Source organism: Martinezella sp. CNPSo 3957, assembly GCF_057784395.1.
In genome coordinates, this window is the sequence record NZ_JBXSOU010000003.1 from 1 (window position 1) to 20,904 (window position 20,904).

Below are 20,904 nucleotides of genomic sequence, written 5' to 3' on the forward strand. Positions count from 1 at the left end.
GATCGTGCCGATGTTAACGTGCGGCTTATTGCGCTCAAACTTACTCTTTGCCATTTGAATGCTTCCTGTGAACGTAATGAGTGACCCCGGCGAACCGGTTTAGTGCCGCCGTTTAAGGCTTTCATCGCATTTGCGCAAGACTTAATTGCAGGCCCTATTTTCGGCAAAGGCGAGCAGATGGCGCATGATCTCAAGCCATCAACATTCCTTCGCCGCGTAAGGTCCGCCGGCCGATCCGGAAAGACAAAAAAGCATTTGCCGGTTCAGGCGCTTAGATAGGAAGGCACGGCGAAGAATTCCAGTGCCAATAGAGGGGGAGGCATTCGTCCGATCTCGAACGCAAAGCGCCCTCTCCCGGCGGGAAAGGGCGCAGAACTATCAAACCACAATCAATCGTCGCTTGTCACGATGCATCATTCGACGCAGCCGATCGGAGACGCCGAAGCTTTGCAGCGGTCAATCGAGCAGATCGGCCGGCACCTTGCCGCCATTGTCCGAAAGCTTCTTCAGAAGAGCCTTGTGAAGGAAGATGTTCATCTTGGCGGAATCGCCGGCATCGCCGGTATAGCCAAGCTCCTGCGCCAGTTCCTTGCGCTCGGAAAGGCTCGCATCCATGCCAAGCGCCTTCATCAGGTCGACGATGGAATGCTTCCAGTCCAGCTTCTGGCCGCTTTTCTTGACCGCTGCATCGAGGATAGAAGCGATATCCACCGGCGCGGACGGCGCGCTGGTCGCAGGCGATGTTGCCGCTGTCGTCGCTGAAGGAGTCGGCGTCGGCGCAGGCGCCGGATTGTCAGTTGCGGCGGTGGTCGATGGTGCCGGAGCTGCCTCGGCAGCCTTTGCCTCTCCCCAGATTGCACCCTTGATCTTGTCGAAGATACCCATTTGCGCTCTCCCGTTTCGGTTGCCTGAGCAATATGTATCGCTCGCGCAAATATAAGCAACCCTTCATGTCAAATACGCAAAGACGGAAACTAATACGCACCGGTGAGGCACGCTGACCGCAGCAACGATCAGGACCAGCAGCCATCCAAGGCACGTCACGCTCTTCGCCGTAACACGGAACGTTAAAGATGCTAACAAATTGAAATTCTTGGAGCGGGTAGCGGGAATCGAACCCGCGTATTCAGCTTGGAAGGCTGCTGCTCTACCATTGAGCTATACCCGCGGGATGGTCAAGATCCGGCACGGAATGGTGGAGGGAGTTGGATTTGAACCAACGTAGGCTGAGCCAACGGATTTACAGTCCGTCCCCTTTAACCACTCGGGCATCCCTCCAGTATTCCGACTGGATCTTGCGACCAAGCTTGTCAGACCGTGGCGTCGCCGCCGTGATCTGCGCCGCGTATATGGCCGGACCACTTCCGTCTGTCAACACAAGGAATTACCAAAAATGACAAAAAAAATTTCAGCCTGTGGGAAAAGCCCGGCACTGAAAGAGGCTAGGCGCTTGCGGACGCGCTGGTTATAAAGCCGCATGAGCAAAGATAAAATTTCCGGCCGCGCCGGCCCAGACAGCACCTCCGACGACAAGTCGGCCAAGGACACGCATTACGCCACCCTGCGTCGCGCGCATCGCGATGCCAAGCGCGAGCGCGGCGAAATCCCGACGCCGACGCCGCAGAAACGTAAGAAGACTGGTGCGGACGATTGGAAGCCGCCGGCGCTCGCACCCGACCAGGTCTTTCTCTATGGCCTGCATACGGTCCGAGCCGCGCTTGCCAATCCCGAGCGCAAGAACATCAAGTTGTCGACGACGCAGAATGCGCTGGTGCGGCTGGAAATCGGCCCCGCGGATGCACTCGGCATTCCCGTCGAGATCGTCTCGCCGCAGGATATCGACAAGATTCTCGGCCCTGAAGCCATCCATCAGGGCGCGATGCTGGAAACGCGCCCCCTGCCCGTGCGCCGTCTCGAGGCATTGAAGGACAGCCCGTTGCTTCTGGTGCTCGATCAGGTGACGGACCCGCACAATGTCGGCGCCATCATGCGCTCGGCGGTCGCTTTCGATGCGGGTGCCGTCATCACGACACAGCGCCACAGCCCAACCGAATCAGGCGTAATGGCAAAATCGGCCTCGGGCGCGCTGGAACTCATACCTTATATACAGATCACCAATCTCGCCGATGCGCTCGGCGAGCTGCACCGGCTCGGCTTCACGACTATCGGACTTGATTCGGAAGGTCCGGCACCGCTGGAAGGCACCTTCAGTGGCGACAAGATCGCCCTCGTGCTCGGCTCCGAGGGTAAGGGCCTGCGCCAGAAGACACGGGAGACGGTGAATGCGCTCGCTCGGCTCGATATGCCGGGCGCCATCAAGTCGCTCAATGTCTCGAATGCTGCCGCGATCGCGCTATATGCGACGCGGTCCTATCTCAAATCATAGTGGCGCCCTTGGCGGCCGCAGCACGTTGGGAGAATTTGCTTTGATCCGTCTTCTTGGTCCCGCGGCGGTTGCCGCCGCCCTTGCTTTGACCATAGTCCAGCCGGCGCGCGCCGCCGATGACGAAATGATCCAGGCACAAGCAGGCGTCTGGCTGGTTGCGCCGGAAAGCGGCGCTAAGGGCTGCCGCCTCACCTTCGGGACGAATACGGTGTCCGGCGGCTACGAGATTACGGGGGCGGATGCGTGCGCGACGCCGCTCCCCGCCCTTACCGCGGCCAAGATCTGGAATTTCACCGATGATGGCGCGCTGGCGATCGCGGACGGTGGGGGCAAGCCGCTCATGCGCTTCCAGCAGGAGGAAGGCTCGCCGTGGGAAAGCGAAGGCGGCGATCGGACCTGGCTGCTGCCGGCGCTCGGCGATGTCGATCACGTGCCGACTACCGAAAGCCTTGCCGGCGCGTGGCGCATCCAGACGCCGGACGGCAAGCCCATCTGCGATATCACGCTCACAACCGACAAGGATCAGGACGGCACCTCCAAGATGTCGCCGAGCGGTGATTGCGCCAGCGAAGTCGGTGACCTCAAGCTCTCACTCTGGGCGACGGAAGGGTTCGGGCTTGTCATGCTGGGCAATGACGGCTCCTCGCTCTCCTTCGATATGAAGCCCGACGGCAGTTTCCAGAAGTCCGAAGAAGAGGAAGGCGAGCCGTTGCTGCTGGTACGCAAATAAGCAGAGCCCGGCCGCGGCCCGCCGTATCGCAAACATAGCCACATTTCTGATGTTGGCGACCGCCTTCATACGAGGCCGAGGCCGCTTCCCGAGGCTGCTCTTTCCGCGCACCTAGCGCCGCCAATGCGCGGACAGGTGATTAGTGTATCGCAGGATCCGCTTCGTCGAAGAACGACCTGATGCCATCGCGTGCAATCGTCGCAAGGAACTCGTCGAATGCCTCGCGGTCGGTCGCGAAGGGCTCTTCCCATTCGATCAGATCCTCTTCCGGCGTGATGACCTCCATCCGCCAGTCGGCATTGGTGCCAGCCGGGCGAAAGATATCGACCAGGACGGTCACGCCATCATCGGTGAATTCACCCGAAAGCTCGGAGTGTTCGAGTTTAGGCTTCTTGGGCTTGCTGGGCATAGGGTTCCAGGCACACGAATATAGGATTGATGACTGCTACGCGTGTTCCGAACTCGCGCAGCACGACATATTATATCGCCGCCGCCGGTTTTCCATACCGGAGATAAAACGATCGACGATATCCAGGAAAAAATGGTGCCCCCGGCAGGGTTCGAACCCGCGACCCCCTGATTACAAATCAGGTGCTCTACCAACTGAGCTACAAGGGCGTATGGGCATGCCAAGTAACAGATTTTGAAATCCTGTAAAGGGAAAATCGGTCGATCGGAGTCAAAGCTGGGGATCGACCGATTCACCAGTTCGCGCGAAACGTCTTGTCGCGACAAGGGAATAACATTACGAAGAATCGCTATTCAGAGGACATTGCATGTCGCGCAATCTTCAATCCGTTTGTTTTCTCGCCTCCACCGCGCCAGAGGCTCAAGCGGCGCAGGAAGAGCTTATTGACCTTTACGGCCAGACATCGCAGGAAGATGCGGATATTGTCGTGGCTCTCGGCGGCGATGGTTTCATGCTGCAGACGCTGCACAAGACGATGAATACCGGCAAGCGCGTCTATGGGATGAATCGCGGCTCCATCGGCTTTCTGATGAACGACTACCGCACGGATGGCCTGGCCGAGCGCATTGACGCAGCCGTCGAAAACGCGTTTCACCCCCTGCAGATGACCACACGCAATGCGGACGGCAGCTCCTGCGTCGCGCTCGCCATCAATGAAGTCTCGCTGTTTCGTCAATCCTATCAGACGGCAAAGCTGAAGGTGGAGATCGACGGGCGGGTCCGCCTGCCGGAACTGATCTGCGACGGGCTGATGGTGACGACGCCGGCGGGCTCCACCGCCTACAATCTTTCCGCCCATGGCCCGATTCTGCCGCTGGAAGCGCCGCTGCTTGCCATGACGCCTGTCAGCGCCTTCCGCCCCCGCCGCTGGCGCGGCGCGCTCCTTCCCAACAGAGTGACGGTCGACATCACCGTGCTCGAAGCGGAGAAGCGCCCCGTCAATGCCGCCGCCGACAATACCGAAGTCAAATCGGTTCTCGGCATTCAGATCCGCCAGAGCGAGGATACGACGGCTCGTATCCTCTCCGATCCGGACAGGTCATGGTCGGACAGGATCCTGGCGGAACAGTTTTCGGATTGACCGAGCTATCTGCATCAGGCCCAAGAGACCGGAAGCAGCCGGGCAGAATGCACCATGAAAAAAAGCCCCGTCTCCGGGGCTTTTTCTATGCGTGAACGGACGCGACCTTATTCGACGTCGTCGACGACGGCATCGGCAGCACCGCTGATGCGATGCGCTAGGGCTGCTTCCATGAACTCATTGAGATCACCGTCCAGAACGTCGCTCGGCGCCGTGCTGGCAACGCCGGTGCGCAGATCCTTCACCAGCTGGTAAGGCTGCAGGACGTAGGAACGGATCTGGTGACCCCAGCCGATATCCGTCTTGGAAGCGGCTTCGGCATTGGCAGCCTCTTCCCGCTTCATCAATTCGGCCTCGTACATGCGGGCGCGCAGCATGTCCCACGCCTTGGCGCGGTTCTTGTGCTGCGAGCGTTCCTGCTGGCACTGCACGACAATCCCGGTCGGAATGTGCGTGATACGCACGGCCGAATCGGTCGTGTTGACGTGCTGACCGCCGGCGCCCGACGAGCGGTAGGTATCGATGCGGCAGTCGCTTTCATTGATCTCGATCTGGATCGAGTCGTCGACGACTGGGTAGACCCAGATCGACGAGAATGACGTGTGGCGGCGCGCGTTGCTGTCATAGGGCGAGATGCGCACGAGGCGATGCACGCCCGATTCGGTCTTCAGCCAGCCATAGGCATTGTGGCCCTTGACGAGCAACGTTGCAGACTTGATGCCGGCTTCTTCGCCGTCATGGACTTCCAGCAGCTCCACCTTGAAGCGCTGGCGTTCGGCCCAGCGGGTATACATGCGCAGAAGCATGTTGGCCCAGTCTTGGCTCTCGGTGCCGCCGGCGCCGGAATGGACTTCGAGGTAGGTGTCGTTCGAGTCAGCCTCGCCCGACAGCATGGCTTCCACCTGCCGGCGCGCGGCTTCCGCCTTCAAGCCCTTGAGCGCTTCTTCAGCCTCGCGGACGACATCGGCGTCGCCCTCTTCTTCGCCCAGCTCGATCAGTTCGACATTGTCGGCAAGCTGCTGCTCCAGCGCGCGCACGCCACTGATGCCGTCGTCAAGCTGCTGGCGCTCGCGCATCAGCTTCTGCGCCTCAGAAGCGTCGTTCCAGAGGGTCGGATCCTCTGACTTGTTATTCAACCAGTCCAGTCGTCTTACCGCCTGGTCCCAGTCAAAGATGCCTCCTCAGCAGGGTGATAGCCTGCTTGGTTTCATCGACTACTTTCTCGATTTCGGCTCGCATAGTCCCACTTCTTCATTTCACCGCTCAAGACAAGCGGTCATCCAATTCAAAGAGTGCTGGTGACATAGATATACATGCCGCTGGTGTAAAGCCCCGCGGCATGTCGATCAGACAAATAGGGTCGGATCAGAAGAGACCGCCGGATCCGGAGGTAACCGCCTGGTTCGCCTGCGGCGAAGTCCTGAGGATTTCCTCAGGCGCCACCTGCGCCGCGGCATCGCCGCCGCCGATGACCTGCAGGCTTGTGGCCGGGCCGGTGCCGGGCTTGAAGGCTTCCATGATTGCATTCGGCTCGCCGGGCTGTGCGGCCATGCCGGTCGCGCGGTTGACCGCAACCATCGTCATGCCGGCCGGAACCTGGAACTTCTCAGGCGCCTCATCCTTCGTGGCAGCCTGCATGAACTCGTTGAAGATCGGCGCGGCAAGGGCGCCGCCGGTGCCACCGCGGCCGAGCGTAGCTGGCGTATCGTATCCGATGTAAAGGCCGGCGACGAGGCTCGGCGTGTAGCCGACGAACCAGGCATCCTTCTCATCATTGGTGGTGCCGGTCTTGCCGGCAACATCAGTATTAAGCTTGATCTTGCCGGCGGCCGTACCACGGATGATGACGCCCTGCATCATCGACGTGACCTGATAGGCCGTCATCGGATCGAGCACCTGCTCGCGATTGTCGGCGATGACGGGCTCGTCCTGATTCTGCCAGGCGCTGACATTGCAACTGTCGCAGACGCGTTCCTCATGCTTGAAGATGGTCTTGCCGTAACGGTCCTGGATGCGGTCGATGAGCGTCGGCTTGATCTGCTTGCCACCGTTGGCCATGACCGAATAAGCCGAAACCATGCGCAGCACCGTCGTTTCGCCAGCGCCGAGCGACATGGCGAGCACGGGGTTCATATGGTCGTAAATGCCGAAGCGCTCGGCATATTCGGCAACCAGAGGCATGCCCATATCGGAAGCGAGACGCACCGTCATGAGGTTACGCGAGTGTTCGATGGCAAAACGAAGCGTATGGACGCCACCACCCTCGCCTTCGTAGTTCGTCGGCTTCCAGACATCGCCATTGCTCAGCGTGATCTGCAGCGGGTCGTCCAGAATGACGGAGGCCGGTGTATAGCCATTATCCATGGCGGCCGCGTAGACGAAAGGCTTGAACGATGAACCGGGCTGCCGCTTGGCCTGCGTTGCACGGTTGAATTCGGACTGCCCGTAGGAGAAGCCGCCGACCATGGCGAGCACGCGGCCGGTATGCGGGTCCATGGCAACGAGACCGCCCTGCACCTTCGGCGGCTGGCGCAGACGGTAGCTGCTCGAATCGGCATTGCCGGTCTTCTGCACGTAAATCACATCACCGGGGCTCAAAACGCCGCTCGGTGATTTGGCCGACTTGCCGCCGGCCGAGCGATAGGCCCAGCGCATGTCGGCGGGGGAGATCGTGCCGCGCGTCCGCTCCGTCGATACCTTGCCGGCGGCATCGACGCGCGGTTGCAGGCCGATATCAACGCCTTGATCCGATACGGAAAGGACGACGGCGACCCGCCATTCCGGCACGTCGCTCAGGCTTGGAACCTTCGCGAGCTCGACGCCCCAATCCTGTGAGGTAGCAATCTGCTTGAGCGGGCCGCGATAGCCGCGGCGCTCGTCATAATCGATCAGACCATCCTGAAGGGCCTTGCGAGCTTCGAGCTGCATCTGCGGGTCGAGCGACGTACGAACGGAAAGGCCACCTTCGTAGAGGGTCTTCTCCCCATATTGGTCGATCAACTGGCGGCGAACTTCCTCGGCAAAATAGTCGGACGCGAAGAGCGACGGGCCGCTCTTCGGTGGCACGACGCCAAGCGGCTGCTTCTTTGCCTCTTCACCGTCGCTCTGGCTGACATAGCCGTTCTCGACCATGCGATCGATCACCCAGTTGCGGCGGGTGAGCGCTGCTTCGGCACGGCGGAAGGGATTATAGTTCGACGGACCCTTCGGGAGCGATGCCAGATAGGCCGATTCGGCGATGGTCAGTTCGTTGACCGACTTGTCGAAATAGGTGAGCGCAGCGCCGGCGATGCCGTAGGAATTCAGGCCGAAATAGATTTCGTTCAGGTAAAGCTCGAGGATCTTGTCCTTGCTGTAGGCCTGCTCGATGCGGAAGGAGAGAATCGCTTCCTTGATCTTGCGGTCGAACGTCTGGTCGGCGGACAGTAGGAAGTTCTTGGCGACCTGCTGCGTAATGGTGGACGCGCCGACGAAGCGGCGGCCGGAGCCGATATTCTGCAGATTCACGGCCACGGCGCGGATAAGACCACCGACATCGACGCCGGGATGGTTGTAGAAATTCTTGTCTTCCGCCGAAAGGAAGGCCGCCTTGACGCGATCGGGAATGGCCTGGATCGGCACGAAAAGCCGGTTCTCGCGCGAATATTCCTTCATCAGCGCGCCGTTGCCGGCGTGGATGCGCGTCGTGACGGGCGGCGCGTATTTGGCAAGCACCTCGTAATCGGGCAGTTCCTTCGAGACCACGCTCAGATAGATGGCAGCCGCAGCCGCCACACCCAGAAACAGGAGGCAGCCTAGGCCAAAGAAATATCCAATCAGTCTGATCATCTGATACTACCGGTGCTTGTTCTTCATGCGGCACGTGCGCGAGATCATCGCATAATCACGGGCGTTTTGCACGCTCGCGGCGTGAATGCAAGACGGCAATGGGACAAAGCCGTGCTTCATACGCGAGCAAATGATACTTCGCTGTAACGGCGGGAATGTGAGCAAAATAGGGCCCGACGCCAGCATTCCAATTTCATCCAGTCCTAAAGTACATCGCTGTTACATGGAAGCCACGACGGATCGTCCAATCCGAAGCCATCAGCCGCCATTGGCGATGATGGCCACGCGATACCGCTTCACCGCCTCCGTCAGACGATCGGCGACCTTCTCGCGCCAATTGCCATCGAGCAGCAGCTTTTCATCCTCCTTGTTGGAGAGAAAACCGAGCTCGAGCAGGATCGAGGGCACGTCGGGCGCAGTCAGGACCTGGAAACCCGCATGGCGATGCGGATTGTTGATCATGGCGATCTGCCCGTTGAACGAAGACAGCACGTCCTGCGCCAGCGAAATGGAAAAGGCTTGCGTCTCGCGGCGTGTCAGATCCATCAGAATATCATTGACGGCGGCGGGCTGCGCCTGTGTTTCGGCACCGGCAATCTGATCGGAATTGTTTTCACGATCGGCTACCTCGCCGGCAAGACGGTCCGACGCCTTGTCCGAGATAGTGTAGACGGTCGCGCCGCGGATATCCTTCTGCTTCAGCGTATCGGCATGCAGCGAGATGAAGAGCGAAGCGCGATTCTGCCGGGCGATGGTCACGCGTTCGGACAGCGAGAGATATTGATCTTTGTCGCGCGTGAGGAAGGCCTTGATGCCGGGCTGTGCATTCAGCTTGTCGGCAAACATCTTCGCAAATGCGAGCGTAATATCCTTTTCCTGCGTGACGCCGTCCGTGCCGGTCGCGCCCGCGTCGATACCGCCATGACCGGCATCGACGGCAACGAGGAAGACATTCGGATCGGCTTTCTGCGCCGGCTCGACCGGACCGACGTCCTTGGCGGTATCGTCGCTCGTCCAGCTCTGCTTATTTACAAGCTCGGCAAATTGTTCGGCAGGCAGCATCTCGGCATCCAGCACGAGGCGCTGCCCCTTGCCGCTCTCATCGGCCTGAACCTTGGCCGCGACCAGCTTAACCGGTTTCTTTGCCGTCAGCACGATACGGGCGCTGTCCGCATCCATCGTGCCGTAGCGAATATCCTTGAAGAGGCCGGTCGGCTTCAGACTGCCGGCGGGGAAGCCGAATGCGGTTGATGGGAGATCGACGACGACACGGACGGGATTGTCAAGGTAGTGAACCGTGAAAGTGGGAGCCCGGTCCATATCGATGACGATACGCGTGCGGGCATCGTCGCCGGCAATGCGGGCGCCATAGGCAAGGACAGAAGCATCCGCCGCCACTGCGGGCGCAAATGCAGAAACCGAAACGAGAATTACCAGAGCAAAGGCCGCTGCCGCAAATCGCAAAGCCCTCACGCCACTCTCCGCCACATGCCGCAATCCCTTTACCAAGTGCCCAATGCGCCCCATATTGGTTTCGGCGTTGTTTTTGAAGTGCCAATAACGGGAACCAGGTTTGACCTGATGGCTGCATCGGTGATGCGCCGGGAGACGAATCGACAAGACATCCTCCCTCGTCCTCATCATCCGACGAATCCATCAATATTATGGCATACTTGGCTTTTCCCTTGCTATTGTGACAGATAAAACATACAACGCATATTAGGGTAGAAGTGTTGACGGGATAGAGTCGTCGCAAAGGCAGCCGCCTCGAGTACCAGGCGCCAATAAGCGGCATTCATCCGCCGTCTGCAGTACTTCTGCTCGAAACAGTGGATATCTGAATTTCCGGCTTCAAACGGGAAATTCATCGGTGGAGAGCCACCAAACGCTCTTTAGAGAGCACCTTCATCGGACCCATTTGTGGGTCTAAGGCATAGTCGATCTCGCTTGGTTACGGATGTTACCGCAGCAGCTTTTTCAGAAAGTCAACAGACCCCAGGGATATGATGCCCCGGCTGCCGTCTGGATGCTGTCATCGCCGAACCAATCGCGACTTTCATTATCCGGTGCAACAATTGCGGATCACATCCGGCTTGTCCCAGTGACAGGCAGGCCCCCATCCGACTGTCTGCGCCGAGGAGCACAGCTTTCATGGCAGACAAAATGCTTATCGATGCGTCTCACGAGGAAGAGACGCGCGTCGTTGTCGTTCGCGGGAACCGCATAGAGGAATTTGACTTCGAGTCCCAGCACAAGAAGCAAATTCGCGGCAACATCTATCTTGCAAAGGTAACGAGGGTCGAGCCCTCGCTTCAAGCCGCTTTCGTTGATTACGGCGGCAACCGGCACGGCTTCCTGGCCTTTGCGGAAATCCATCCCGATTACTACCAGATCCCGCTGGCCGACCGGCAGGCGCTTTTGAAGGCTGAGGCCGAAGAGCATCGCCGCGACGACGACGTCGAGCATGTCGAAACAGCGCTCGATCTTTCGCAGCAGGAACAACCCGATATCGGCATTGTCCCGGCGCAGGCCGAAGAAGCCGCAGTGCCGGCCGCAATCGCGGAAGAGGCTTCTGCCTCGGAGGCTGTCGAAGCCACCGAAAAGGCCGCACCTGCCAAGAAGGCAAAGCCGCGCCGCAGCCGCAAGAAGGCCGCAGTTGAAGAAGCCGCCGCCCCTGAAGCGACGGACGCAGTCGATGCGCCGAGCGAGGACGAAGAAGGACCGTCGGGCGAAATGGCGGCGATGGTTGAAAGCGATTCGATCTCGGAAGACGTCGCGACCTCCAAGCGTCGCCGCGATGACGACGACGATGATGACGATCATGACCATGAAGAGGAAGTGATCGAATCCGTCGGCGCCGAAGACGCGATGGAAGAAGTTCCCGATCGCGCCCAGCGCAAGCCGCGCAAGCAATACCGTATCCAGGAAGTCATCAAGCGCCGCCAGATTCTACTGGTGCAGGTGGCGAAGGAAGAGCGCGGCAACAAGGGTGCGGCACTCACCACCTATCTTTCGCTCGCAGGCCGCTATTCGGTTCTCATGCCGAACACGGCGCGCGGCGGCGGCATCTCCCGCAAGATCACCAATCCGCAGGATCGCAAGCGCCTGAAGGAAATCGCCAAGATGCTCGAAGTGCCGCAGGGCATGGGCGTCATCCTGCGTACCGCCGGTGCCAACCGCACCAAGGTCGAGGTCAAGCGCGATTTCGAATATCTGATGCGCCTGTGGGAAAACGTCCGCACGCTGACGCTGGCATCGACCGCTCCTTGCCTCGTCTACGAAGAAGGCAGCCTGATCAAGCGCTCGATCCGCGACCTCTACAACAAGGATATCAGCGAGATCATCGTCTCCGGCGAGGAAGGCTATCGTGAAGCGAAAGACTTCATGAAGATGCTGATGCCGAGCCACGCCAAGGTGGTTCAGCCGTATCGCGACATCCATCCGATCTTCTCGCGCTCCGGCATCGAAGCGCAGCTCGACCGCATGCTGCAGCCACAGGTCACGCTGAAGTCCGGCGGCTACCTGATCATGAACCAGACGGAAGCGCTGGTTTCGATCGACGTCAACTCCGGCCGCTCGACCCGCGAACATTCGATCGAGGACACCGCGCTCCAGACGAACCTCGAAGCAGCCGACGAAGTGGCTCGCCAGCTTCGCCTGCGCGACCTTGCCGGCCTGATCGTCATCGACTTCATCGACATGGAAGAAAAGCGCAACAATCGCGCCGTCGAGAAGAAGTTGAAGGAATGCCTGAAGAACGACCGCGCCCGCATCCAGGTCGGCCGCATCTCGCATTTCGGCCTTCTGGAAATGTCGCGCCAGCGCATCCGCGCTTCGGTTCTCGAAAGCACGACGCAGATCTGCTCGCATTGCGGCGGCACGGGTCACGTCCGCTCGCAGTCTTCCGTTGCCCTGCATGTCCTGCGCGGCATCGAGGAATATCTGCTCAAGAACACGACGCACGACATCACCGTGCGCACGACGCCGGACATTGCGCTCTATCTGCTCAACCACAAGCGCCAGACGATCATCGATTACGAAAGCCGCTTCGGCGTCGCGATCCTCATCGATGCCGACAACGCCGTTGGCACGCAGCACTTCGCGATCGACCGTGGCGAGCCGGTCGCCAATCCGGTGAAGATCGAAAGCCTGTTCAACTTCGCAGCCATCCCGGACGATGATGACGACGATATCGTCATCGAAGCCGATGAGGATGAAGACGAAGAGTTGGAAGAAAAGGCTGCAAGCGCCGAGCAGCAGCCTGCCGCTCGCTCTGAAAGCAATGATGGCAACCGCAAGCGCAAGCGTCGTCGGCGGCGTCGTGGCCGCGGCAATGATAACCAAGCCGCTCCTGCTTCCGAAGATGGCTCCACGGCCGATACCGCCGATGATGGAGACGAAGGCGACGATGACGAGGATGATGCCGGCACAGATAATGCCGCATCCGCTGGCGGCGACGATGACGCGCAGCAGAAGCGCAAGCGCCGCCGTCGCGGCAAGCGTGGTGGCCGGCGTAATCGTGAAAACGAAGGCAACGAACAGACCGCTGCAGGCGAGGAAACCGGTTCCGGCGAAGCTGATGAGAATGATGCCGAAGACGGCGACGAAGCAACCGTAACGGTGGCCGAGATCGCGGTTGCCGAAGGCGAAGCTGCCGTCGAGGCGCAACCCGCTATGGCAGCAGTCGAAACCGCAGCAGCCGTCACTGAAGACGTCAAGCCCGCCAAGGGCCGCGGTCGTCGCAAGGCAAAGGCCGTCGAGGCATCGCCCGTCGAAACGCCTGTGGTCGACGAAGCGCCGGCAGCGGATGTCGAAATCGAAGCAGTCGCTGAGACCACCGAAGCTTTGGACAATTCGGCGGAAACGGCCACGCCCGAAGCGACTGGGGATGCAGCCAAGCCGGCCCGTGCCAATCGCGAATCGAACGTTTCCTCCTCTGCTCCAGTGGTAAAATCCACTCGCACCAATGAAGGTGGTGAGAGCGACGGAGAGTCGGCGAAGCCGAAGAAGGCCGGCTGGTGGCAGCGCCGCGGCTTCTTTTAAGAAAACCGACTGAGAATAATTTGACAAAAATCCGGTCGTGGCGACGCGGCCGGATTTTTCGTTTCCGTCGCGCGATTTGTTCGTCAGTCATGCCCAAGCACTGAACAGATCGAGGCCAAAGCGTACAGCCCTTCGACTTGCGAAAGCACTTTCGCAAGCTCGCACAAGCCATTGATTGCGGATTCTATTTCAGCCAGGCCGCCATGCGTTCGGTGGCTTCCTCGATCTCGGCATTCGAACCGGCATAGGAGAAACGCATCGCGCGATGTCCTTCCACGGGATCGAAATCGAGGCCGGGCGTGGCGGCGACATTGATTTCCGCCAGCATCTTTTGCGCGAAGACCATGCTGTCGTTCGTGAAGCGGCTGACATCGACATAGGCGTAGAAAGCGCCATCCATGGGCGAGGCAATGCGAAAGCCGATTTCCGGCAGCCGGCGCATGAGGAAATCGCGGTTGCGGCCATAGCTCTCGCGATAGACATCCAATTCGGCACCTGCGCCGAGCGCTGCCTCGGCGGCGATCTGCGACAATTCCGGTGCGGAGATATAAAGGCTCTGGGCCACACGTTCGACGGGGCGGACCAGCCGCTCCGGCAAAACCATCCAGCCGATGCGCCAGCCGGTCATGCAATAATATTTCGAGAAGGAATTGATGACGATCGCCTCGTCCGTCAGTTCCAGCGCGCTCGTCTCCTCGCCGACGAAGGTCAGCCCGTGGTAGATTTCATCGGAGATGAAAGCGATGGAGCGATCGGCGCAATAATCCGCCAGCGCCTTCAAAGCCGCCCTGCCCGTCACCGTGCCTGTGGGATTAGCCGGGCTTGCCAGCAGCACGCCCTTCAGGCGCTTGCCGCTAGCTACCTGTGCTGCCTCGAGGCTCTCGGGCGTGAGCGTAAACTGGGTTTCCTCGGTGACCGGCACTTCGACGACGTCGAGGCCGAGTGCGGCAAGGATATTGCGATAGGCCGGATAGCCGGGCCGGGCGATGGCGACGCTGTCACCGGCATCGAACAAGGTCAGAAAGGCAAGGTTGAAGCCAGCCGACGATCCGGTCGTGATCGCAATACGCTTCGGATCAATGCTGAGGCCGTGGTGTGCCTGGTAATGGGTGGAGAGTGCCTGCCGCAGGGCTAGAGTGCCGAGCGCATCCGTATAGCCGATGCGGCCATGGCCGAGAGCCGCACGCGCAGCCTCCAACGCCGCCTGGGGTGCGGGATGAGACGGCTGTCCGACAGCCATGGAAATGACCGCGTGTCCGGCTTGGCGTCTCCGCGTCGCTTCCGCCAGTACGTCCATGGCGTGGAAGGGTTCGACATCGCTGCGCTTGGATAGGGAAAACAAGGTCAATTCTCTCTCGGATCGGATAGACAAGCGACATTTGCCGCAAGATCGGCTCGTTCACAATCCTGCGATTGCGGCTTTGTCGTGAAAATTCCTGTTTCTGGAAATAAGGACGCACCGTAAATTGTCGATGCCTATTTGCGGATGTTAACCCGACGATGCTATGGCGCATCTAAGAATGACGTCTCCGATCAGATCCAAACGAGGACCCAATGACCTTTTCTCTCAAAAGCCTGCTGACGGTTTCGGCGATTGCCCTGACAGCGTCCTTCGCCACAATCCAGCCGGCCGCGGCGCTGGACGACCAGCAGAAGAAGGAAATCGGGGATTTCATCAAGGAGTATCTCGTCGAGCATCCGGAGGTGCTGCTGGATGCGCAGGCCGCGCTCGAAAAGAAGCAGGACGAAGCCCGGACCGCACAGTCGTCGCAGGTGATCACGCAGAACAAGGACGCGATCTTCAATTCCAAGGATGATGTCGCCATCGGCAATCCGAAGGGCGATATCACCGTTGTCGAGTTCTTCGACTATAACTGCACCTATTGCCGGCATGCGCTTGGCGACATGGACAAGCTCCTGCAGCAGGACAAGAATGTTCGCTTCGTGCTGAAGGAGTTCCCGATCCTTGGCCAGGATTCGGTAGCAGCTTCCCGGGTTTCCAGCGCGTTCCGCCTGCTCGCACCGGAAAAATATGCCGAGTTCCATCATAAGCTGCTGGGCAGCGACGGCCGCGCCTCCGAGGACACGGCCATCGATGTCGCCACCTCGCTTGGCGTCAGTGAGGCGGCCATCCGCGCCGAAATGGCAAAAGCGCCGAATACCGCCATGATCAAGGCCACCTACCAGCTTGCTACCGATCTCGGCGTTAACGGCACACCCGCCTACGTCATCGGCAACGAGATGATTTCCGGGGCAGTTGGCCTTGATGCCATCAAGGAGAAGATCGCCAACGTTCGCAGTTGCGGCAAGACGAGCTGCTGAGCGGCGCAAAAATGCCAAAATCGCGGCGTTTCCACATCTAGAGGCACGCAACCTTCGCACCGGGGCTTTCCTATAGGGCCTCGGGAGTCTATAGGTTGCGCTGCACTTTGACGGAACCACTGATGGCGCAAACTATTTTCGTCCTTAACGGACCCAATTTAAATGCTCTCGGCAAGCGCGAGCCGGGCATCTATGGCGGCAAGACGCTCAAGGATATCGAAGCCGACTGCAAGTCCGTCGGTGAAAGCCTGGGCTTCGTTGTTGATTTCCGGCAGAGCAATCACGAAGGCGTGCTGGTGGACTGGATCCATGAAGCCGGCGACAAGGCCGCCGGTGTCGCGATCAATCCCGGTGCCTACGGTCACACGTCGATCGCTTTACACGATGCGATCCGCGCCATCTCCATTCCCGTCGTGGAGGTGCATATCTCCAATATCCACGCACGCGAAGAATTCCGGCACAAATCGATGATCGCGCCCGCTGCAAAAGGCATGATCTGCGGTTTCGGACCTCATAGCTACATCCTGGCGCTTCAAGCGCTGAAATCCATCACCCAATAACAAAAATACAGGGCAAGAAATCCAATGGCTGAAAAGAAATCGGGTATCGACCAGGCGCTGATTCGCGATCTCGCCAATATTCTCAACGACACGGATCTGACCGAGATCGAAGTCGAACAGGAAGATTTGCGCATCCGCGTATCGCGCGCCGGCGCGACGCAATATGTTCAGGCGCCGATTGCCGCCCCGGTCGCCTATGCGGCTCCCGCCGCCGCTGCAGCAGCACCGGCCGCCGCTGCTCCGGCAACCAACGCCCGCAATCCCGACAATGTCGTCAGCGCACCCATGGTCGGCACTGCCTACCTGGCGCCGGCACCGGGCTCTGCTGCCTTCATCCAGGTCGGCGCGGCCGTCAAGGAAGGGCAGACGCTGCTCATCATCGAAGCCATGAAGACGATGAACCAGATTCCCGCGCCGAAGTCCGGAACGGTGACTGAAATTCTCGTTCAGGACGGTCGTCCGGTCGAGTACGGCGAAGCCCTGGTCGTCATCGAGTAAGGTCGGCCCATGCCCATTATTTCGAAGATTCTCATAGCCAATCGCGGAGAGATCGCTCTGCGCGTGCTGCGCGCCTGCAAGGAGCTTGGCATTGCGACCGTTGCGGTGCATTCGACCGCTGACGGCGACGCGATGCATGTGCGCCTGGCGGATGAAAGCGTTTGCATCGGCCCGCCGCCGTCGCGCGACAGCTATCTCAACATCCACCAGATTGTTGCCGCCTGTGAAATCACCGGCGCGGACGCCGTGCATCCCGGCTATGGCTTCCTTTCGGAAAATGCCAAGTTCGCCGATATTCTCGATGCACACGGCATCACCTTCATCGGTCCGACGGCGGAGCATATCCGCATCATGGGCGACAAGATCACTGCCAAGACCACGGCGCAGCAGCTCGGCATTCCGGTTGTCCCCGGCTCCGACGGCGAAGTGAAGACCGAGGCGGATGCGCTGAAGACGGCGCGCGAAATCGGCTATCCGGTTCTCATCAAAGCAACCGCCGGCGGCGGCGGCCGCGGCATGAAGGTTGCCCGCACGGAAGAGGACCTGATCGAGGCCTGGTCGACGGCCCGCACGGAGGCCGCAGCCGCTTTCGGCAACGAATCCGTCTACATGGAGAAGTACCTCGGCAAGCCGCGCCACATCGAAATCCAGGTTTTCGGTGACGGTGAAGGCAACGCCATCCATCTCGGCGAACGCGATTGCTCGCTGCAGCGCCGCCACCAGAAGGTCTGGGAAGAAGCCAACTCCCCGGCGCTCAACGTCGAACAGCGCATGAAGATCGGCCAGATCTGCGCCGACGCGATGAAGAAGCTGAAATATCGCGGCGCCGGCACCATCGAGTTCCTTTATGAGAACGGCGAGTTCTATTTCATCGAAATGAACACACGCCTGCAGGTGGAACATCCGGTCACGGAAGCGATCACAGGCATCGACCTCGTGCACGAGCAGATCCGCGTCGCTTCCGGCGGTGGTCTTTCGGTAACGCAGGACGAGGTGCATTTCCAAGGCCATGCCATCGAATGCCGCATCAATGCCGAGGACGCGCGTACCTTCGTCCCCTCGCCCGGCACGATCACGCATTTCCATGCGCCCGGTGGCCTCGGTGTTCGTATCGATTCCGGCGCCTATCAGGGCTACAGGATCCCCCCCTACTACGACAGCCTGATCGGCAAGCTGATCGTGCACGGGCGCACCCGCGTCGAATGCATGATGCGCCTGCGCCGCGCGCTGGACGAATTCGTGGTGGATGGCATCAAGACCACCCTGCCGCTCTTCCAGGATCTGGTTTCCAACCAGGATATCGCCAACGGCGATTACGATATCCACTGGCTGGAAAACTACCTGGCAAACACATCGGCTTAACCAATGCCCGGAGCGCGCGGCAGACATCCCGGCATTACCCCGGAGATCCTGTTGCGCGCCTATTCCATCGGGCTTTTCCCGATGGCCGAATCGGCTGATGACCCGGAAATCTTCTGGGTCGAGCCGGAGCTGCGGGGCATCATCCCTCTCGATACGTTTCACGTCTCCAAGAGCCTCGCCAAGAAAATCCGTCAACACCCCTTCGACATCCGTTTCGATAGCGATTTTGAGGCGGTCATCGCGGCCTGCGGCGAACAGACGAGCGATCGCCCCAGCACCTGGATCAACGAGACGATCCGCTCGCTCTACGCCACTCTGCACCACATCGGCCATGCCCATTCCGTCGAAGCCTGGGAAGGCGATCGGCTGGTCGGCGGGCTCTATGGCGTCTCACTGGGGTCCGCCTTCTTTGGCGAAAGCATGTTTTCGCGCCGCACGGATGCTTCCAAGATCTGTCTTGTCTATCTGGTGGAGCGCCTGCGCGAACGCGGCTTCACCCTGCTCGACACGCAATTCACCACCGAGCATTTGAAGACATTCGGCGCCATCGACGTGCCGAAGGATGCCTATGCGAAGATGCTGGAGGAGGCGATGGAATCGCCCAATCTCACCTTCTCCGACGGTGGAAATCTGCCCGAAATTAATTGATTCCGAAACGGACTGCCCTAAGTTCGGCACAACAGCCGAGGGTAGAATAGTGAAGAATCATATTGCAATTGTTTTTCTCGCCGCGTTGACGATCACAACGCAGGCCAACGCCAAATCATTCCAAGATATGTTCGGAGCTGAGCCGCCTGCAGGCGATGAAAGCACCGTGCTGAAAACGCTGGATTTCCAGCAGGGCGCGATCAAGATCCCCACCGCTAATGCCACGCTGAATGTCTCTGACCAGTTCTATTATCTCAATCCGCAGGATTCAAAGAAGGTGCTGGTCGAGCTCTGGGGCAATCCGGAAAGTTCGGTCGGCAATCCGCTCGGCATGATCTTCCCGGCGAAATACCCGCCCACCGACCCGCATTCCTGGGGTTCCGTCATCGACTATGACGGCAGTGGCTATGTCTCCGACGAGGATGCCGCGTCGACCGATTACGACGACCTGCTGAAAAAGATCCAGGACGCGATCAAGGAAGCGAATCCTGAACGCGAACGGCAGGGCTTCGATCCGATCACGTTGGTCGGCTGGGCAGAACCGCCACATTACGATAAGGCGACCCAAGCCCTGCACTGGGCGCGCGATCTGATTTTCGGCAAGGATCCCAGTGCCGGCCACACGCTTAACTATTCCGTACGTGTGCTGGGGCGAGAGGGCGTCACCGAGCTCGATTTCGTCGCCGGACTGGATCAGCTGCAGGAAATCAATGCCGCCATCCCCAATGTCATCAACACCGTGCAATATGACAGCGGCAAGCGTTATGCCGACTTTGCCAATGGCGACAAGATCGCCGCCTATAGCATGGCGGGCATGATCGCTGCCGGCGCGGGCGTGAAGGTTGCGGCAAAGCTCGGCCTGCTTGCAGTCGTTCTCGGCTTCTTCAAGAGTTTTGGCGTCGCCCTTCTGGCATTGAAGAAGGGCCTCATCGTCGTGCTGGCGGGTGTCGTCGCGGCCGGCCGCAAGATCCTGGGTCTGTTCCGCCGGAGAGGGAATACCGACGCGTGAAGCAATCCAGGCCTGAAGTTCTTTGCATCTTCAAATTCTAATTGTAGTCTGCTATCCCTGCTCGAGAAGAGCTTTGGTGCGTAGAGGTTCCACTTTGCCGTCGTAAATACCGGTCTCATCCAAATCACCCCGTGCCTCAGGGCGGCAAGATGCCATCCGATGCATGTTCACGTCCATCGGGTGATGGCCTGAGACCGGTTTGGCATTGTCAAAACGCGCCTAATACAGCCGCCGCTGTCTCAGCTCTTCAGCCGTCCCGCAATATCGCCATACCGTGCCCCGACGGGCTTGTCTCACCGCCAGCTTGGTGGACTTCCATACGGAAGACCAAGACGGCATGTGCAATATTTTTCAGGTCCGTTGGACCCTTACGCCTAAAACATCGCCTCAGCCATGGATCGCCTGCAGCGGCTGCGGATGCCAGAAACCGTTCAGATCAAGCGGCAAGGTAAGGCTCAATGCCAATGGCAAGCGGCTCGACGCCTGGCTCGTCTATAAGTGCATCGATTGCGACAAGACATGGAACCGAACGCTCTTCGAGCGCCGGACCGTTCAAGACCTTGGCCCGTCCACGCTAGAGGCGCTACAAGGCAGCGATCCGGAGTGGGTGCGAGCGCAAGAGTTCGAGCTTGATGGATTGAAGCGGAAAGCAAAACGTATCGACGAGCCGCCCGACATTATCATCCGGAAGGAGACGATACGTGCGGCAAGCGACTGGACTTTGCTTGATATCGAGATATCAGCCAAGTTCCCGGTGAACCTGCGTCTTGATCGGCTGCTTGCATCGGAGTTGTCGATCTCGCGCTCGCGGCTTCAGGCCCTCCGTGACGGAGGCAAGTTGAGAACCCATCCGGACCGCAACGACTTGTTTCGTCATAAGGTCAAAGACGGCGTGAGGATCATTCTCGACTTGTCGGAGATTGCCGATCGTCAGGCGATAGGTGAAGCCGCCGCCCCTACCGAGTAAA

General features: G+C 59.5%; 17 protein-coding genes and 3 tRNA genes. 11 read left to right on the top strand and 9 right to left on the bottom strand.

The features are described 5' to 3' along the window. Positions 1-456 precede the first annotated feature (456 nt). From AC13QE_RS08470 to AC13QE_RS08480, 3 genes are all read right to left on the bottom strand, one after another. Positions 457-885: a DUF3597 domain-containing protein gene (locus tag AC13QE_RS08470; RefSeq protein WP_132716407.1), complete on the bottom strand. Its 429-nt coding sequence runs from the start codon at positions 883-885 to the stop codon at positions 457-459. Between the two features lie 209 nt (positions 886-1,094). Beyond that, positions 1,095-1,168 (bottom strand) — tRNA-Gly (locus AC13QE_RS08475). 25 nt (positions 1,169-1,193) lie between these two features. Then, positions 1,194-1,278 (bottom strand) — tRNA-Tyr (locus tag AC13QE_RS08480). 199 nt (positions 1,279-1,477) lie between these two features. On the opposite strand from AC13QE_RS08480, the gene rlmB reads away from it, so the two are divergent. Together rlmB and AC13QE_RS08490 are read left to right on the top strand one after the other, a co-directional pair. Next, entirely contained in the window at positions 1,478-2,386 is a 909-nt protein-coding gene (gene rlmB, locus AC13QE_RS08485; RefSeq protein WP_132716406.1) for a 23S rRNA (guanosine(2251)-2'-O)-methyltransferase RlmB, read from the top strand. Between the two features lie 40 nt (positions 2,387-2,426). After that, positions 2,427-3,116, top strand: a complete 690-nt coding sequence (locus AC13QE_RS08490) for an AprI/Inh family metalloprotease inhibitor (RefSeq protein WP_488483348.1) — start codon at positions 2,427-2,429, stop codon at positions 3,114-3,116. Between the two features lie 139 nt (positions 3,117-3,255). Here AC13QE_RS08490 and AC13QE_RS08495 read toward each other — a convergent pair whose 3' ends face one another. After that, positions 3,256-3,525 (bottom strand): hypothetical protein, encoded by a 270-nt coding sequence (locus AC13QE_RS08495; protein WP_015339580.1) that lies wholly within the window; start codon positions 3,523-3,525, stop codon positions 3,256-3,258. 133 nt (positions 3,526-3,658) lie between these two features. Beyond that, positions 3,659-3,734: transfer RNA gene (locus tag AC13QE_RS08500), tRNA-Thr, on the bottom strand. Positions 3,735-3,892: 158 nt separating this feature from the next. On the opposite strand from AC13QE_RS08500, the gene AC13QE_RS08505 reads away from it, so the two are divergent. Further along, the gene (locus AC13QE_RS08505) at positions 3,893-4,666 is read left to right on the top strand and encodes an NAD kinase (protein ID WP_132716404.1); all 774 of its coding nucleotides are present in this window, start codon (positions 3,893-3,895) and stop codon (positions 4,664-4,666) included. A gap of 107 nt (positions 4,667-4,773) precedes the next feature. Here the strand turns inward: AC13QE_RS08505 and prfB are convergent. The 3 genes from prfB to AC13QE_RS08520 form a co-directional block, all read right to left on the bottom strand. Beyond that, a protein-coding gene (gene prfB, locus AC13QE_RS08510; protein WP_132716403.1) for a peptide chain release factor 2 occupies positions 4,774-5,905 on the bottom strand; the annotation gives its coding sequence in 2 pieces (ribosomal slippage) (positions 4,774-5,835 and positions 5,837-5,905; 1,131 coding nt in all). Positions 5,906-6,031: 126 nt separating this feature from the next. Beyond that, positions 6,032-8,494 carry a penicillin-binding protein 1A gene (locus tag AC13QE_RS08515; protein WP_132716402.1) on the bottom strand — a complete coding sequence of 821 codons (2,463 nt, stop codon included), beginning with the start codon at positions 8,492-8,494 and terminating at the stop codon, positions 6,032-6,034. A 258-nt stretch (positions 8,495-8,752) separates the two neighbouring features. Further along, a complete protein-coding gene (locus AC13QE_RS08520; protein WP_488483723.1) occupies positions 8,753-10,003 on the bottom strand; it encodes an N-acetylmuramoyl-L-alanine amidase in 1,251 nt (416 codons plus the stop codon). A 642-nt stretch (positions 10,004-10,645) separates the two neighbouring features. Here AC13QE_RS08520 and AC13QE_RS08525 point away from each other — a divergent pair. Continuing rightward, positions 10,646-13,537, top strand: coding sequence for an Rne/Rng family ribonuclease (locus AC13QE_RS08525; RefSeq protein WP_488483349.1), 2,892 nt, complete (start codon positions 10,646-10,648; stop codon positions 13,535-13,537). Positions 13,538-13,721: 184 nt separating this feature from the next. Here the strand turns inward: AC13QE_RS08525 and AC13QE_RS08530 are convergent, their stop codons facing one another. Further along, positions 13,722-14,879, bottom strand: a complete 1,158-nt coding sequence (locus tag AC13QE_RS08530; RefSeq protein ID WP_488483724.1) for a pyridoxal phosphate-dependent aminotransferase — start codon at positions 14,877-14,879, stop codon at positions 13,722-13,724. Positions 14,880-15,091: 212 nt separating this feature from the next. Here AC13QE_RS08530 and AC13QE_RS08535 point away from each other — a divergent pair, with 212 nt between their 5' ends. From AC13QE_RS08535 to AC13QE_RS08565, 7 genes are all read left to right on the top strand, one after another. Then, a complete protein-coding gene (locus AC13QE_RS08535; RefSeq protein ID WP_488483350.1) occupies positions 15,092-15,859 on the top strand; it encodes a DsbA family protein in 768 nt (255 codons plus the stop codon). A 122-nt stretch (positions 15,860-15,981) separates the two neighbouring features. After that, the gene (gene aroQ / locus AC13QE_RS08540; protein ID WP_132716398.1) at positions 15,982-16,419 is read left to right on the top strand and encodes a type II 3-dehydroquinate dehydratase; all 438 of its coding nucleotides are present in this window, start codon (positions 15,982-15,984) and stop codon (positions 16,417-16,419) included. A gap of 24 nt (positions 16,420-16,443) precedes the next feature. Further along, positions 16,444-16,917 (top strand): acetyl-CoA carboxylase biotin carboxyl carrier protein, encoded by a 474-nt coding sequence (gene accB, locus AC13QE_RS08545; RefSeq protein WP_488483351.1) that lies wholly within the window; start codon positions 16,444-16,446, stop codon positions 16,915-16,917. A 9-nt stretch (positions 16,918-16,926) separates the two neighbouring features. Continuing rightward, positions 16,927-18,279 carry an acetyl-CoA carboxylase biotin carboxylase subunit gene (gene accC / locus AC13QE_RS08550; RefSeq protein WP_015339569.1) on the top strand — a complete coding sequence of 451 codons (1,353 nt, stop codon included), beginning with the start codon at positions 16,927-16,929 and terminating at the stop codon, positions 18,277-18,279. 3 nt (positions 18,280-18,282) lie between these two features. Next, positions 18,283-18,927 carry a leucyl/phenylalanyl-tRNA--protein transferase gene (aat, locus tag AC13QE_RS08555; protein ID WP_488483352.1) on the top strand — a complete coding sequence of 215 codons (645 nt, stop codon included), beginning with the start codon at positions 18,283-18,285 and terminating at the stop codon, positions 18,925-18,927. A gap of 49 nt (positions 18,928-18,976) precedes the next feature. Continuing rightward, positions 18,977-19,936: a DUF2167 domain-containing protein gene (locus AC13QE_RS08560; RefSeq protein WP_488483353.1), complete on the top strand. Its 960-nt coding sequence runs from the start codon at positions 18,977-18,979 to the stop codon at positions 19,934-19,936. A gap of 337 nt (positions 19,937-20,273) precedes the next feature. Then, entirely contained in the window at positions 20,274-20,903 is a 630-nt protein-coding gene (locus AC13QE_RS08565) for a DUF1062 domain-containing protein (protein WP_488483354.1), read from the top strand. The last annotated feature ends 1 nt before the right edge of the window (position 20,904 follow it).